This is a genomic window from Methylobacterium sp. CCH5-D2 (genome assembly GCF_001556475.1).
Classification (GTDB): domain Bacteria; phylum Pseudomonadota; class Alphaproteobacteria; order Rhizobiales; family Beijerinckiaceae; genus Methylobacterium; species Methylobacterium hispanicum.
Map to the genome: position 1 here is coordinate 1 of NZ_LSIX01001160.1, position 13,752 is coordinate 13,752.

General features: G+C 72.4%; 15 protein-coding genes. 8 read left to right on the top strand and 7 right to left on the bottom strand.

Annotated features, from left to right (window positions below):
* Nucleotides 1–223: 223 nt before the first annotated feature.
* Entirely contained in the window at nt 224–1,174 is a 951-nt protein-coding gene (locus tag AX737_RS31395) for a hypothetical protein (protein ID WP_066928118.1), read from the bottom strand.
* A gap of 179 nt (nt 1,175–1,353) precedes the next feature.
* Between AX737_RS31395 and AX737_RS31400 the strand changes: the two genes are divergently transcribed.
* Both AX737_RS31400 and AX737_RS31405 read left to right on the top strand, forming a co-directional pair.
* Nucleotides 1,354–2,727 carry an ATP-binding protein gene (locus AX737_RS31400; protein WP_066928144.1) on the top strand — a complete coding sequence of 458 codons (1,374 nt, stop codon included), beginning with the start codon at nt 1,354–1,356 and terminating at the stop codon, nt 2,725–2,727.
* Nucleotides 2,724–3,398 carry a response regulator transcription factor gene (locus AX737_RS31405; RefSeq protein WP_066928120.1) on the top strand — a complete coding sequence of 225 codons (675 nt, stop codon included), beginning with the start codon at nt 2,724–2,726 and terminating at the stop codon, nt 3,396–3,398. The genes AX737_RS31400 and AX737_RS31405 overlap by 4 nt, the downstream gene beginning before the upstream one ends.
* Before the next feature lie 11 nt (nt 3,399–3,409).
* On the opposite strand, the gene AX737_RS31410 is transcribed toward AX737_RS31405, so the two are convergent.
* Complete coding sequence (locus tag AX737_RS31410; protein WP_066928122.1) at nt 3,410–3,712, bottom strand: type II toxin-antitoxin system RelE/ParE family toxin; 303 nt, start codon at nt 3,710–3,712, stop codon at nt 3,410–3,412.
* On the bottom strand, nt 3,709–3,999 hold the full coding sequence (locus AX737_RS31415; RefSeq protein WP_156454075.1) for a type II toxin-antitoxin system ParD family antitoxin: 291 nt from the start codon (nt 3,997–3,999) through the stop codon (nt 3,709–3,711). The genes AX737_RS31410 and AX737_RS31415 overlap by 4 nt, the downstream gene beginning before the upstream one ends.
* Before the next feature lie 138 nt (nt 4,000–4,137).
* Between AX737_RS31415 and AX737_RS31420 the strand changes: the two genes are divergently transcribed.
* Nucleotides 4,138–4,812, top strand: coding sequence for a TenA family protein (locus tag AX737_RS31420; RefSeq protein WP_238231461.1), 675 nt, complete (start codon nt 4,138–4,140; stop codon nt 4,810–4,812).
* 80 nt (nt 4,813–4,892) lie between these two features.
* Nucleotides 4,893–6,362: an amino acid permease gene (locus AX737_RS31425; RefSeq protein ID WP_066928124.1), complete on the top strand. Its 1,470-nt coding sequence runs from the start codon at nt 4,893–4,895 to the stop codon at nt 6,360–6,362.
* 46 nt (nt 6,363–6,408) lie between these two features.
* On the opposite strand, the gene AX737_RS31430 is transcribed toward AX737_RS31425, so the two are convergent.
* The 4 genes from AX737_RS31430 to AX737_RS37610 all read right to left on the bottom strand — a co-directional run bounded on the left by AX737_RS31430 (nt 6,409) and on the right by AX737_RS37610 (nt 10,139).
* On the bottom strand, nt 6,409–7,305 hold the full coding sequence (locus AX737_RS31430; protein WP_156454076.1) for an MBL fold metallo-hydrolase: 897 nt from the start codon (nt 7,303–7,305) through the stop codon (nt 6,409–6,411).
* Nucleotides 7,306–7,513: 208 nt separating this feature from the next.
* Nucleotides 7,514–8,713 (bottom strand): murein L,D-transpeptidase family protein, encoded by a 1,200-nt coding sequence (locus tag AX737_RS31435; RefSeq protein WP_066928127.1) that lies wholly within the window; start codon nt 8,711–8,713, stop codon nt 7,514–7,516.
* 235 nt (nt 8,714–8,948) lie between these two features.
* Entirely contained in the window at nt 8,949–9,206 is a 258-nt protein-coding gene (locus AX737_RS31440; RefSeq protein WP_066928134.1) for a hypothetical protein, read from the bottom strand.
* A gap of 126 nt (nt 9,207–9,332) precedes the next feature.
* The gene (locus tag AX737_RS37610; RefSeq protein WP_066928136.1) at nt 9,333–10,139 is read right to left on the bottom strand and encodes a cold shock domain-containing protein; all 807 of its coding nucleotides are present in this window, start codon (nt 10,137–10,139) and stop codon (nt 9,333–9,335) included.
* Nucleotides 10,140–10,448: 309 nt separating this feature from the next.
* Between AX737_RS37610 and AX737_RS31450 the strand changes: the two genes are divergently transcribed.
* The 4 genes from AX737_RS31450 (at nt 10,449) to AX737_RS31465 (ending at nt 13,515) form a co-directional block, all read left to right on the top strand.
* Nucleotides 10,449–10,922 carry a response regulator gene (locus AX737_RS31450; protein WP_066928138.1) on the top strand — a complete coding sequence of 158 codons (474 nt, stop codon included), beginning with the start codon at nt 10,449–10,451 and terminating at the stop codon, nt 10,920–10,922.
* A 136-nt stretch (nt 10,923–11,058) separates the two neighbouring features.
* Complete coding sequence (locus AX737_RS31455; protein ID WP_066928140.1) at nt 11,059–12,162, top strand: Ppx/GppA phosphatase family protein; 1,104 nt, start codon at nt 11,059–11,061, stop codon at nt 12,160–12,162.
* A complete protein-coding gene (locus tag AX737_RS31460; protein WP_066928142.1) occupies nt 12,159–12,884 on the top strand; it encodes an RlmE family RNA methyltransferase in 726 nt (241 codons plus the stop codon). Before AX737_RS31455 ends, AX737_RS31460 begins: the two co-directional genes overlap by 4 nt.
* 13 nt (nt 12,885–12,897) lie before the next feature.
* On the top strand, nt 12,898–13,515 hold the full coding sequence (locus tag AX737_RS31465) for a hypothetical protein (RefSeq protein ID WP_348626820.1): 618 nt from the start codon (nt 12,898–12,900) through the stop codon (nt 13,513–13,515).
* Nucleotides 13,516–13,752 lie beyond the last annotated feature (237 nt).

Here is a 13,752-nt window from a genome sequence, read left to right on the forward strand (position 1 = left end):
GGTCTCAGTGGGGTCGAGCGCGAGTTCGTTCATGGACGGGGTCTCTGGACGCGACGCGGATCCGAACGGCCGCTCCCCCGAACCCGGCCGCCCGCCCCAGGTATTCCCGAAGGCGGATCTCGGACGATGACTCAGGCCCGACAATACGGCGCAAAGATGTCGGCCGCCGCGCCGGGCACGGATTCCGTTCAGGAACAGGTAACCCTGTGTACGGTCGGCGCGATTAAGAATCGGTGACTTCGCGGGGCGATCCCTGCGGGTCCGGATACGCGCCCGCGGCGATCTGGGCCGCCACCACCCGCGCGACGGCGCGGGTCCGGCGGTCCGGCGCGAGGCCGGGATTCGGCCCGAGCCCGAGACGGTGCCGCTTCAGCGCGACGAGGGCGGGATCGCCCCAGCGCGCGAGGAGCGCCTGGAAGGCCGCGTGGGGGCCGGGGCGGAACGGGCCGGGCAGGCCGGACCCGTCGCGCTGCGGGTGCGGCGGCTCGACATGGGCGCAGGGCACGAGGCCGGGCGGGATCGGCGCCGTCGCGACGTGCCGGCGCCCGAGCCGCAGGATGCGGGGGACCATGTGGGCCCGCGGCCCCGGGGCGCCGTCCGGGACCGCCCCCCTGCGCAGCACCTCGACGCGCCCGAGCGGCCCGGCGAAGACGAGGTCGGGACGATCCGCCGCCGCCACGAAGCCCTCCGGGTCGGGCAGCGGCGCCCCGGCGCGGGCCTGGAGGCGCGCGAGCCCCTCCGCGTCCCCGGCGCGGGCCAGGATCGCGACGGGTCCGAGGCCGAGGCCGAGGTCGAACAGCGTATCCGCCCGCGCGCCCGGGTCGAGCGCCTCGTGGTCGGGCCCGAGCGCGGTGACGGCGCCCCGGCGCGGGCGGGGCAGGGCGGCCTCGGGCAGGCAGAGCGCCACGGCGTGGCTCCAGCCACCGGGCACGGCCGTCTCGTAGGCGACGGCCACGAGATCCGGGCGGGTGCCGAGCGCGATGCCGCCGCGCGCCGTGCGCAGGCCGAGCCTTCCGCCCGCGAGCGGCCGGACGGGCTCGTCGGGGCCGCGCCGGAACGCGGCGGCGGCTCCGAAGGTGCCGAGGCTCCAGCCGGCCTCGGGCTCGGCGAGCAGGTCGCGGATCAGGTCGTGGACCGGATCGCGCGGCGCGGGGGGCACGATCGCGGGCGTCATGCGCGGATCGCTACGATGCGGCCCCCGCGCCTTCAACCGCCGCTCGTAGGACCACCGGATGGACAATCCCACGTGCCTGGATCAAGGCTCGCCGGGTGACCGCCCGCGCCCCGACCGTTCCCACCCGACCCGACGCGCCAGCCGCTCCCGAGCGCGCGCCGGCCGCCGCGCGGCGCGCGCTGCCCTGGGCCGGCTGGTCGACACGGCGTCGCCTGATCGCGGTGGTGCTCGCCATCGACGTGCTGGCGGCGCTGGTCTCCTGCGCGGTCATCGTCCTCAACGCGCGCTCGGCCGTGAAGGTCGAGACCCGGGCCTCGCTCGCCACCGTGGAGTCGCTGGTGGCCGACACGATCCGGCTCGCCGACACGGCCTCGCCCGACACCCTGCTGCAGACCCTCGACCTGCGCTCCCAGGCGCTCCGCCACGTCCGGGTCAGCGTGGTCGACAGCGACGGCGATCCGGTGGGCGAGCCCCTGGGCCGGCCACGCGCCGAGAAGGCGGCGCCCGCCTGGTTCGCCGACCTGATCGCCCCGCCGATCAAGCAGCACACCCTGCCGATCGTGGCGGGCGGGCGCCAGATCGGAGCGGCCCGCATCACCACCCAGCCGCTGGACGAGATCGACGAGATCTGGAGCTACGCCCGGGCGCTGTCGATCACCACCTTCTGCATCAACGCGGCGATGCTGGTGGCGCTCTACCTCGCGGCGGGCCGCGTGCTCGCGCCCCTGGGGAGCCTCGCCCGGGGGCTGACCCAGCTGGAGCGGCACGACTACACCGCCCGGCTCGCCCTGCCGGAAACGCGCGAGCTCGCCGCGATCGCGGCCCGCTTCAACCAGGTGGCGGAGGCGCTCGGCGAGGCGCGCGCCGCCAACGGCCGCCTCAACCGCCAACTCCTGACCGCCCAGGACGACGAGGGCCGCCGCATCGCGCTCGAACTCCACGACGAGTTCGGCCCCTGCCTGTTCGCACTTGAGGCCACCGCCGCCTCGATCGCCCGCATCGCCGCGGGCGAGGCCGAGCCTGCCCGCGACAAGCTCGCGGCGCGCGCCGCCGAGATCGCCGGCATCGTCGGGCAGGTGCAGAGCCGCAACCGCGACCTGCTCAACCGCCTGCGCCCGCACGCGCTGGGCCAGGTTCCGCTGCCCGCCTGCCTCGACCTCCTCGTGCGCGACTTCAGCCGGCGCCATCCGGGCACCCGCTTCACCGGGCGCTTCGCGGGGCTGGGGCCGGGCTATGGCGACCTCGTCGATCTCACCCTGTTCCGCTGCATCCAGGAGAGCATGACCAACGCCGTGCGGCACGGCGCCGCGACCGAGATCGTCGCCGAGGCGGACGAGCGGGACGGGCACCTCGTGGTCAGCGTGCGGGACGACGGCCGGGGGGTGAGCGCCGACCACGGCACCGGGCTCGGCCTCTCGGGGATGCGCGAGCGCGTTGGCGCGCTGGACGGAAGCTTTGCGCTTGACAACGGGGTCCGCGGGGCTGTTGTCCGGATCAGCATCCCGGTCCCGGCCGACCGGGGCGAGGATGCCAGCAGGGTGGAAGCGCCATGAACGCCATCGCCACGAAGGCGGGAATCGCCGGCACGCGGTTGCCGGTCCTCGTGATCGACGATCACCCCATCGTGCTGCAGGGCTGCCGCCGGGTGCTGGAGGATGCCGGCATCGAGACGGTCGCCGAGGCGACCACGGTGGTGGGCGGCTACCGCATCTTCCACCGCCTGCGCCCGCCGATCGTGATCTGCGACCTCACCTTCCAGGGCAGCGGCCTCGCTGGCCTCGGGCTGATCCGGCGCATGCGCGCGGTCGAGCCGGGCACGCGCATCCTCGTCTTCAGCATGCACAACGATCCGGTGATCGTCGCCCGCGCTCTGGAGGCCGGCGCGCTGGGCTACGTGCTGAAGGACCACGCCTCGGCCGAGCTGTTCGACGCCTTCGAGCGGGTGCGGGCGGGCGAGGTCTATCTCGACCGGCGGCTCGCCACCGAGGTGGCGATGCTGCGCACCGACGCGCGCCGCACCCCCGAGAGCCAGCTTACCCCGCGCGAGCAGCAGATCCTGGCCCGTCTCGCCCAGGGCAAGTCCTACGGCGCGATCGCGGCCGACCTCTCCGTCAGCTACAAGACCGTCACCAACGCCTGCTCGCAGATGCGCCAGAAGCTCGGCGTGCGCACGCTCGCCGAACTCATCCACGTCGCCGTCACCCACGCCCAGCGCCAGGGCTGATTGTTTGGGACTTACTGGCGGAACAGGATCGGTTCGTAATCCTGTGCCCCGTTGAGGACGTGCAGCACCGTGATCAGCCCGGCTTCCGGTTCGACGCGGTAGAAGATCAGGTAATCCCGGTGCACCCGGCGTCGGATGCCGCTCGCCTCCCGATCCGGGAGAAGTGGGTAGCCGTAGGGCATGTCGGCCAGTGTCGCGCAGCGATGCTCAAGCTCCGCAACGAAGGTCACGGCTCGGCCCGGGTTGTCCTGCTGGATGTAGGTGCCGATGCGGACGAGATCGGCGATCGCCCTCTCGGTGAGAACAACCCTCACACGGGCTGCCCCTCGTCCGCCATGTTCAGCCGCGCGCGGATCCGGGCGAAGGCTTCTTCCACCGGCACGACCTGTCCCGCCTCCGCGTCGGCGATGCCCTGCGCGAGCGCTGCGTCGAGGGCGCGCAGCCTCGCGCCCTGATCGCGCTCGGCGAGGTAGCGCTCGCGCACGAGGTCGCGGATGTACTCGCTCGGCGTGGCAAACGCGCCCTCGCGCACCTTGTCGCGGACATACTGCTCGAGCTCGTGCGTCAGTGTGACAGTCACCTGGCCGCTCTGTGTCGCCATGCTCGAACCTCGCTCCTCGCGCGACGGAAGCCGTGATTGTCACTGTTCTACAGCGTGGGAGCGGGCTTGTCGCCGCCGGTCGGGGCTGCGCACATAAGGCGGCGCGGGTCAGTCCCGTGGGACGTCAAGGGAATCGCTTTGACCGGTCGCACATCGTTCTCGCAAGAAGCCTGGGCGCGCAACGCCGCCCTCTATGAGACCATCCGCACCATGCCGTTCAACGCGGAACTCGCCGCAGGCTCTCTGAGCCGGGCGCGCTTCCGCCACTACATCCTGCAGGACGCGCACTACCTCCTCGGCTTCGGCCGGGCGCTGGCGCTCGCCGCCGCCAAGGCACCGGACCCGGACGCCTTCGTGCTCTTCGCCCGCGCCGCCGAGGAGGCCGTGGTGGTCGAGCGCAGCCTGCACGAGGGCTTCTTCCGGCAGGAGGGCATCGGCCCCGAGACCTTCCGGGCGACGCCGCCGAGTCCGGCTTGCGACCACTACGTGAGCCACCTTCTGGCCGTGGCCCATGCCGAGCCCTACCCGGTGGTGCTCGCAGCGCTCCTCCCCTGTTTCTGGATCTACCGGGAGGTCGGGCGCGACATCCACGCCCGGGCAGCTGCCGACAACCCGTACCGGGCCTGGATCGACACCTACGCGGGCGAGGACTTCTCGCTGGCCGTCGATCGGGTGATCGCCGCGACCGACGCGGCGGCCGCCGACGCCTCTTCCATCCTGATAGAGCGCATGCACCGGGCCTTCACCCACGCGACGCGCCTCGAATGGATGTTCTGGGACGGCGCCTACGGGCAAGCCGGCTGGCCGGTCTAAGGCCGCCCGCAACCCACTGGCAGGGCTCCCGCATTCCGCTAGCTTGGCAAGTCTGTGACAGTCGAGCGATGGGGGGGCGGATGGCGGCGGGCGCTTTGGGCGATCTGACACGGACCAAGTCCCTGGAGCGGCTGAACGCCGATGCCGAGACCGGCGAGCATACGCTCCAGCGCACGCTGGGCCCGTGGAGCCTGATCGGGCTCGGCATCGGCGCGGTGATCGGCGCCGGCCTGTTCTCGCTCACCGGCATCGCCGCGGCCGAGCACGCCGGTCCCGCCGTCGTCATCTCCTTCGCCATCGCGGCGATCGGCTGCTGCTTTGCCGGCATGTGCTACTCGGAGCTCGCCGGCATGATCCCGGTGGCGGGCTCGGCCTACACCTACGCCTACGCCACCATGGGCGAGTTCGTGGCCTGGATCATCGGCTGGGACCTCGTGCTCGAATACGCGGTCGGGGCGGCCACCGTCTCGGTGAGCTGGTCGCAGTACGTCGTGCGCTTCCTGCACCAGTTCGGCATCGATTTGCCGGCAAAACTGGTGCACTCACCCTTCGAGACCTACACGCTCGCCGACGGCACCACCGGCACCGGCCTCGTGAACCTGCCGGCGATCGTGATCATCGTGGCGGCCTCCTGGCTCCTGATGATCGGCATCCGCGAATCGGCCCGCGTCAACGCGGTCGTGGTGGCGGTCAAGCTCGCGGTGGTGGCCGTGGTGATCGGGCTCGGCGCCTTCTACGTGAAGGCCCAGAACTACGTGCCCTTCATCCCCGAGAACACCGGCACCTTCGGCGAGTACGGCTGGAGCGGCATCATGCGGGCGGCCGGCGTGGTCTTCTTCGCCTATATCGGCTTCGACGCGGTCTCGACCGCGGCGCAGGAGGCCAAGAACCCCCAGCGCAACATGATGATCGGCATCCTCGGCTCGCTCGCCATCTGCACGGTCATCTACATCCTGTTCGCGGGCGTTCTCACCGGCCTCGTGCACTACGACGCCATGCGGGGCGACGGCGCCCCGGTGAACACCGCCATCGGCCAGACGCCGTTCCCCTGGCTGAAATCGCTCGTCACGCTCGGCGTGATCGCGGGCTTCTCCACCGTGATCCTGGTGCTGCTGCTCGGCCAGAGCCGGGTGTTCTACACCATGTCGCAGGACCGGCTGCTGCCGGGCCTGTTCTCGCGGGTGCATCCGCGCTGGAAGACGCCCTACCGCTCGAACCTGTTCTTCATGGTGTTCACCGGCGCGCTCGGCGGCTTCCTGCCGATCACCCAGCTCGGCCACATGACCAGCATCGGCACGCTGCTCGCCTTCGTGCTGGTCTGCATCGGCGTGATGATCCTGCGCCGGACCCAGCCCGATGCCCCGCGCGCCTACCGCGCGCCGCTGGTGCCGCTGGTGCCGATCCTGGGCATCCTCACCTGCCTCGCCATGATGGTGTCGCTCGACGGCGAGACCTGGCTGCGTCTCGTGATCTGGCTCGCCATCGGCATGGCGATCTATTTCGGCTGGAGCCGTCGGCACAGCCGGATCGGGCGGGAGGAGAGGGCGTAGCGCGTGATCTCCCTCCCTCGCGGAGGGGGAGGGAGAGCCTGCTGGTTCAGGCGCTGCGCGCCACCACCCGCGGGCGCGGGGTGCCGATCGTGCCGACATCCACCAGCGCACGCTCGCGGGCGATGAAGGCGGTCGGCATCTCGGCCTGCATCTCGGCCTCGACCCGGCGCAGCATCGCGTCCGTGTGGGCGGGGTGGAGATGGATGATCCCCAGCGCCTTCACGTTCGCGGCACGCGCCAGCTCCACGCCCTTCTGCCAGGTCGAGTGGCCCCAGCCGCGGCAGGTCGGGTACTCGCAATCGGTGAACATGCCGTCGTAGACGAGAAGGTCGGCGCCCTCCACGAAGGCCCGCAGCTCCGGGCTCGGCCAGGGGTCGCTGTGCTCGATGTCGCTGATCACGCAGAGGCGCTTGCCGCCGTGGTCGAACCGGTAGCCGACCGAGCCCTGCGGGTGGTTGAGGAGCAGGGTGTCGACCTCCATCCCGTCCGGGAAGGTCAGCGTCTCGCCCGCCCGGAAGCCGTGGTGCTTCATCTGGCAGGGCAGGATGTCGAGGGTGACGGGAAAGAGCGGCGGCGCGTAGAGGCGCCCGAGGCTCGCCTCCGCCGAGGCACCGTCGAGGTTGCCGCACCACGTGTTGATCACCCGCTCCCCGTCGAACACCGCCGGCTTGAAGAAGGGCAGGCCGCCGGTGTGGTCGAAGTGGAGATGGCTGAACAGCAGGTCGATCTCCTTGGGGAGGTCGGCCCGGTGGTGCTGGCCGCAATTGAACAGGCCGGAGCCCGCGTCGATCAGGAACAGGCGCTCGCCGCAGCGCACCTCCAGGCAGGGGGTGCTGCCGCCGAACTCGGCGTAATCGGAACCGCAGACGGGCGTTGAGCCGCGCACACCCCAGAAGCGCAGGGTGAGGCCGCCGTCCTGGCAAGGACTGTTCGACATGATCATAACGGGTCGTGGTTCAGGCATCGGTCCCGGTCGTCTCCGTGATCAGGCCGCATTCGCCGGTCCGGCGTCAATGCGCTTGGGCCGGCCGAGACGAGGGCGCTCGGGATCTGTCGCTCTGTGGTTGAGGGAAAGGTGGGGGTATTCCGCGGCGCGCAATGTGCGCGCACGCACATGCCGGCCGGCGTGATCCTGGCCGTTGCACGTCGCCTCAGCGGTCTTCGAGGGCGGCGAGGATCCCGGGCGCCGGCCCCCCGCCCGTCTCGGCGCCGGGCGGGATCGTCCCGGACAGCGAGGCCGCGACGAGGCGCGGCAGGGCGTCGGCGTAGCGGTCCGGGCTGGCGAAGCGGTCGGGCATGCGGGCGTAGGCGACGACATGGTTGCGCGCGCGCACGTCCCCCATCGGCGCGCCCGGCGCGATCCAGGCGGCCCAGACCGCTTCCGGCAGCGGGGCCGGGCGGCGGAACCCCGGGATCACCACCACCTCCTGGCCCGCATAGGCCAGGGCCTCGGGCCGACTGATCTCGCCGACCGGTGCGCCCCGGCTGATCAGCGAGGCCCAGAAGGCGTGCTGGCCGCCGTCCGAGTAGGTGGTGCGCACCGCCGGCGCCCCGTCGTGGACGAGCGCCGCGATGCGGGCGGCCTCCGCCGCGCGGCGCGTCGCCACGGCGGCCTCTTTGGCGGGATCCCGCGAGGGGGCGAAGACGTAGCGGCCGGCCTCGACGCCGACCTGCAGCTCCTCGCCCGTGGCCTCGAACCGGTCCGCGCCCTCCTTGAGCTGCTGCCAGAAGGCGTAGTTCGGGTCGGCCCGGTGCCGGGCCATGTTCTCGGCGCTCATCCGGAACGGGTAGGCCTGGAACTGGAAGGCGGCCTGGCCCCCTTTGAGGGCGTCGCGGGCGATCGCGTAGATCTCGCCGACCGAGCGGTCGGTCATCGCGAAGCAGCCCATCGACGAGCAGACGCCGTGCACCATCACGGCCGAGCCGGTGCCGCCGTGCGCCCGGTCGTAGGCGTTGGGGTAGCCGACGTCGAAGGAGAGGTAGTAGCGCGAGTTCGGGTTCATCTGGCGCTTCGGGACGCTGTAGAACCCTTCCGGCGTCTGCCGGTCGCCGGTCTGGCGCTTCGGCCCGAGCTGGCCGGACCAGCGGCAGATCGGAAAGGTCTTGATGTGGACGAAGCGGCCGCCCGGCCCCCGCTTCCAGACCTCGATCTCGGATTCCTTCTTGTAGGCCCGGAACAGGACCGGGCTCGCCGGGTCGGTGCCCCTGGCCTGCATCAGCGCCACGGTGGCGGCCGGGATCGGCGCCTCGGCCTTGGCATTCTGCGCGCGCGCCGCCGGTGCCGCCGCGAGGCTGGCCGACAAGCTGGCCAAGAGGAGAACCGGCAGGAGGCGACGGAGGGGCGGCGGCATGAACGGCCCGGGCAGGGATCGCCGCGACGCACGGCGCGATGCCGGCGCACGATCGGGCGGGCACGGTTAATGATTCTGTACCGGTAATGCGGCGGGCGTGAGGCTTCGCACGTGGATGGGCTGCCGATGAGACGCCCTTCTCTGCTGGATCTGACATTCGGATGGTCGGCGTGACGCGCCTCCCTCTCCCTCTGCGGGGAGAGAGCAAACCGGCTGTCCGGCCAGGATGATCGCGTCAGCGCGGCAGGCGCGGGGCGTCGCTCACCGAGCGGGGCGCGCCCTGCATCTGCCGCGCCGCGCCGGCCGCGCTCGGCGGCAGGTCGTTGCCGGGTGCACCCGCCCCCGGCGCGCCCGGCACGAAGGCTGGCCCGTGCCCGCCGTCCCGTCCGAAGGCGTAGCCCGCGCTCACCCCGGCGTAGAACCCGGTGAAGTCCTCCGCCCCCGCCGGGGCGCCGGGGAGCAGCAGGGCGAGGCAGAGGAGGGCGCGGCGCATGCAGGGCTCTCTCGCGGTCGGGACGCGATAAGAAAAACGGCGGCCCGGATGTCCGGACCGCCGTGTGATGTCACGTCGGGATCGCGGCGGAAGCGAGGTCGCCGCGACTCCCTCGGTCGATCGAGATCAATCGACCGTGATGCTCTGGGCCTCGCGGCCCTTCTGGCCCTCGACCACGCCGAGGGTGACCTGCTGGCCCTCGGCCAGCGAGTCGAGCCCGGCGCGCGACAGGGCGGAGCGGTGCACGAACACGTCCTTGCCGCCGTCGTTGACGGAGACGAAGCCGAAGCCCTTGGCCGGGTCGTACCACTTCACGGTGCCGGTCATCTCGGTCGACGGGCCGGAGGCGAAGCGCCCGCCGCCGCCACCGCCGAAGCGGTCGCCGCCGCCGAAGCGATCACCGCCGCCGCCGTAGCCGCCGCGATCGCCGTAGCCGCCCCGGTCGCCGAAGCCGCCGGTGCGCGGGCGCATCTCGCGGCGCGGGGCCGGAGCCTCCGCCGTCGAGGTGTCGACGCTGGTGACGTTCGTGACCTGCGGACCCTTCTGGCCCTGCGCGGTCTGCACGGTGAGCTTGGTGCCCGGCTGCAGATCGTCGTGGCCGGCGGCCTCGACCGCGCGGATGTGGAGGAAGGCGTCGCCCGAGCCGTCGCCCAGCTCGACGAAGCCGAAGCCCTTCTCCTTGTTGAACCACTTCACCGTGGCGTCCCGCTCCGGGCCCGAGGGAGCCTGGGCCGGGGCGGCGCCGCGCGGCGCGCCGCCACCGAAGCGACCACCGCCGCCGTAACCACCACCGCCGCCGCCGCCGAAGCGGTCGCCGCCGTAGCCGCCACCGCCGTACCCGCCGCTCGGCGGTGCCTGATCCGGCCAGCTCGGCTCGGAACCCTCATCGAAGCCGCGCTTCTGCGGCCCCCGAAAATCACGACCACGTCCCATAGAAAGCTCGCAAAAACCGTCCCGCCGCACGTCCAGCATACCGCGTGCGTGCCGGCCCGATAGCCCACGCCCCGCACTACCATCACTCTCGGTCGCGGTAACCAAGACCAACGCCTCAGTCCTGACGCAATCGGGCCTTGACTGCAAGGTCCTTGTGGCGGCCGGGGCACGGCAAGTTTAAATTTTCGTCTGCACTGGAAAGCGGCCGGGGTGGATGGCCCCGTGTTTCTCGAAGGCGTTAGCAAACTCCGTAATCCTTCGGGGGTAGGGTGCCCGGGCTCGTTCTCGAGCCCTCAACCGGACCCCGCGATGATCGCGACGCCCACCTTCCCGGACATCTCGGCCCTCGTCGTGGACGAGAGCCTCTACATCCGCCGAATCGTGCGCGACATGCTGATGCGCGTCGGGATCAAACGCGTGCTCGAGGCGCCCGACGGGGCCGAGGCGCTCGGCGTGCTCGCCGAGAGCAAGCCCGACATCAGCATCATCGACTGGGACCTCGCCATCCTGTCGGGCGAGGAGTTCATCCGGCTGGCGCGCACGCCCTCGACCTCGCCCTGCCCGACGATTCCCGTCATCCTGATGCTGGCCCAGCCCCGCCGCAACGTGGTGGACCGGGCGATCTCGCTCGGCGTGAACGAGATCATCGCCAAGCCGTTCTCGCCCAAGACCCTGTGGTCGCGCCTCGACGAGGTGATCAACCGTCCCCGCCCCTACAGCCAGGTGAAGAGCCTGCTGCGCCCGACGCCCCGGCAGGCGGCGATGGCCAAGGCGGTCGCCTGAGACCGGCCGTCCGCCACGGCATTCCGGCCCGCGTCCCATCTGGCGATTGCAGTTCACGGGCAAGCCTGTAGTTTCAATCCTGAATGACGGCCGGGCGGTCTGCCGGGGCCGGTGTGAGAGAGTTCGAACAGCGCCGATGAGGGACGAGAGCGCCGCTGCCGCGCCGGCCCGCCCCGCCCACGGCGCGGGGGGCTTCCGCGAGAGGCGGGACGAGAGACAAGGTGAGAGACCTGCCGGGCGCGAGGGCCGGCGCAACCCCGCCTACGCGGCGCTCGATCTGGGCACCAACAATTGCCGCCTGCTGATCGCCGAGCCCGCCTCCAGCGGGTTCCGGGTCATCGACGCCTTCTCGCGCATCGTCCGCCTCGGCGAGGGACTGGGCAGCTCCGACCGGCTCAGCGAGGCGGCGATCGAGCGCACCGTCGAGGCCCTGCGCATCTGTCGGTCCAAGATGCAGGCCCGGGGGGTGCGCCGCGCCAAGATCATCGCCACCGAGGCCTGCCGGCTCGCGGTGAACGGGGCCGCCTTCGTCGAGCGGGTGCGCGCCGAGGTCGGGCTTGACCTCGAGATCGTGGACCGCCAGACCGAGGCCTACCTCGCGGTGACGGGCTGCGCCGCGCTCGCCGATCCGCGGGCGGAGTCGGTGGTGATCTTCGACATCGGCGGCGGCTCGACCGAGATCGCGTGGCTCGACGGCGCGGCGGCCAACCCCTCGACCGACCCGACGCTCCGCATCCGCGCCTGGGACTCGCTGCCCGTCGGCGTCGTCACGCTGGCCGAGCGCCACGGCGGCGCCGAGGTGACGCGGCTGATGTTCGAGGGCATGGTCGAGGAGGTGGTGGGGCTGCTCGCCCCCTTCGCGATCCGCGCCGCCGCGGCGGCTACCGCGAGCCACTTCCACCTGCTCGGCACCTCCGGCACCGTGACGACGATCGCCGCGATGCACCTGCGCCTCGTCCGCTACGAGCGCCGCCGCGTCGACGGGCTTTGGATGAGCGAGGACGAGGTGGCGGGCGCCATCGACGACCTGCTCGACACCCGCCTGGAGCAGCGGGCCGACAACCCCTGCATCGGCCGCGACCGGGCCGACCTCGTGCTCGCCGGCTGCGCCATCCTGGAGGCGATCCGGCGCGCCTTCCCCTCCGACCGCCTGCGCATCGCCGACCGCGGCCTGCGCGAGGGCTTGCTGATGAACATGATGCGCGAGGACGGCGTCTGGCGCCGCGGGGGCTGGCGGTGAGCGACAGGCGCGGCGGAGCAGGCTCCACGGGCGGCGTGCGGGGCGACCTGAAGCAGCGGGTGAAGACCGCGCGCGGGCGCACCGTCTCGCAGAAGCGCTGGCTGGAGCGTCAGCTCAACGACCCCTACGTGGCGCGCGCCAAACGGGAGGGCTACCGCTCGCGGGCGGCCTACAAGCTCCTGGAGATCGACGAGCGCTTCCGCCTGCTCAAGCCCGGCCAGCGGGTCGTGGACCTGGGCGCGGCGCCGGGCGGCTGGTCGCAGGTCGCCGCCCGCGTGGTCGGGGAGACCGGCCGGGTCGTCGGCATCGACCTCCTCGAGATCGAGCCGATGGCGGGCGTCGAGTTCATCACCCTCGACTTCCTCGACCCGGAAGCGCCCGAGCGGCTGACCGCACTGCTCGGCGGCCCGGCCGACCTCGTGATGTCCGACATGGCGGCCAACGCCACCGGCCACAAGAAGACCGACCACCTGCGCATCATCGGCCTCGCCGAGACGGCAGCCGAGTTCGCCCGCGAGATCCTGGCTCCCGGCGGTGCCTACCTCGCCAAGGTGCTGCAGGGCGGCACCGAGGGCGCGCTGCTCACCGACCTGAAGCGCGACTTCGCCCTGGTGCGCCACATCAAGCCGCCCGCGAGCCGGGCCGATTCGAGCGAGCTCTACGTGCTGGCGACCGGCTATCGGGGGCCGGCCGGACGGGCAGCGGAGGCGGACGCGGAGTAGGGCAGGGCGCTCCGTGCTTCTCGACCTCGCGCTCTGGCTCGCCACGCCCGCGCCCTGGCGTCACCGCCGGCTCGGCTACGTGCGCGAGAGCGTGCTGCTCTCGGGCCGCGCCCGGCGCTGCCGCCGGGCCTGGGCGCCCCACGCCGCGCGTTCGCGCGAAGCGGTGCTGGCGGCCTGCGCGGACCTGCCCCTGCGGCGCGCGGCGGTGGTGCTGGGCTCCGGCCCGCTCGCCGACGTGCCGCTCAGCCAACTCGCCGCCGGCTTCGAGCGGGTGCTTCTGGTCGATGCGGTCCACCCCTTGGGCGCGCGGCTGGCCGCGCGGCGCTTCCCCAACGTCCGGCTCGTCACCGCGGACCTCGCGGGTGCGGACGATCCGGTGGGCGCGCTCTGCGGAGGCGCCGACCTCACGGTCTCGGCCAACCTCCTGACGCAGCTGCCGGTGGTGCCGATGGACCGCCACGAGGCCCGCGGCTGGCCGAGCCGGAGCGCCTCGGCGCGCGGATCGTGGCGGACCATCTCGCCGCGCTCGGGCGCCTGCCCGGCCGTGTCTGCCTCGTCACCGACACCGCGCAGCGCGAGGAGGACCGCGCCGGCCGGGTCACCGGCCGCCTCGACCTGCTGTTCGGGGTGAGGCTGCCCCCGTCGCCGCTGGCCTGGGATTGGGAACTCGCCCCCTTCGGCGAGGCGGCGCGCCACCGGCGGTTGATCCACAGCGTGCGGGCCTATCCGGATTGGGGTGCCGCGGGGGGCGGGTCCTCTCTGTCGTAGCCTTGGCAGTCGCACAAGGCCCGCGGATACCCGCGACGCCCGCCCGCCCCCACGGCCGAGGGGAGGGCGTGCGCGAGAGGATCGCTGCCCTTTTCCAGAC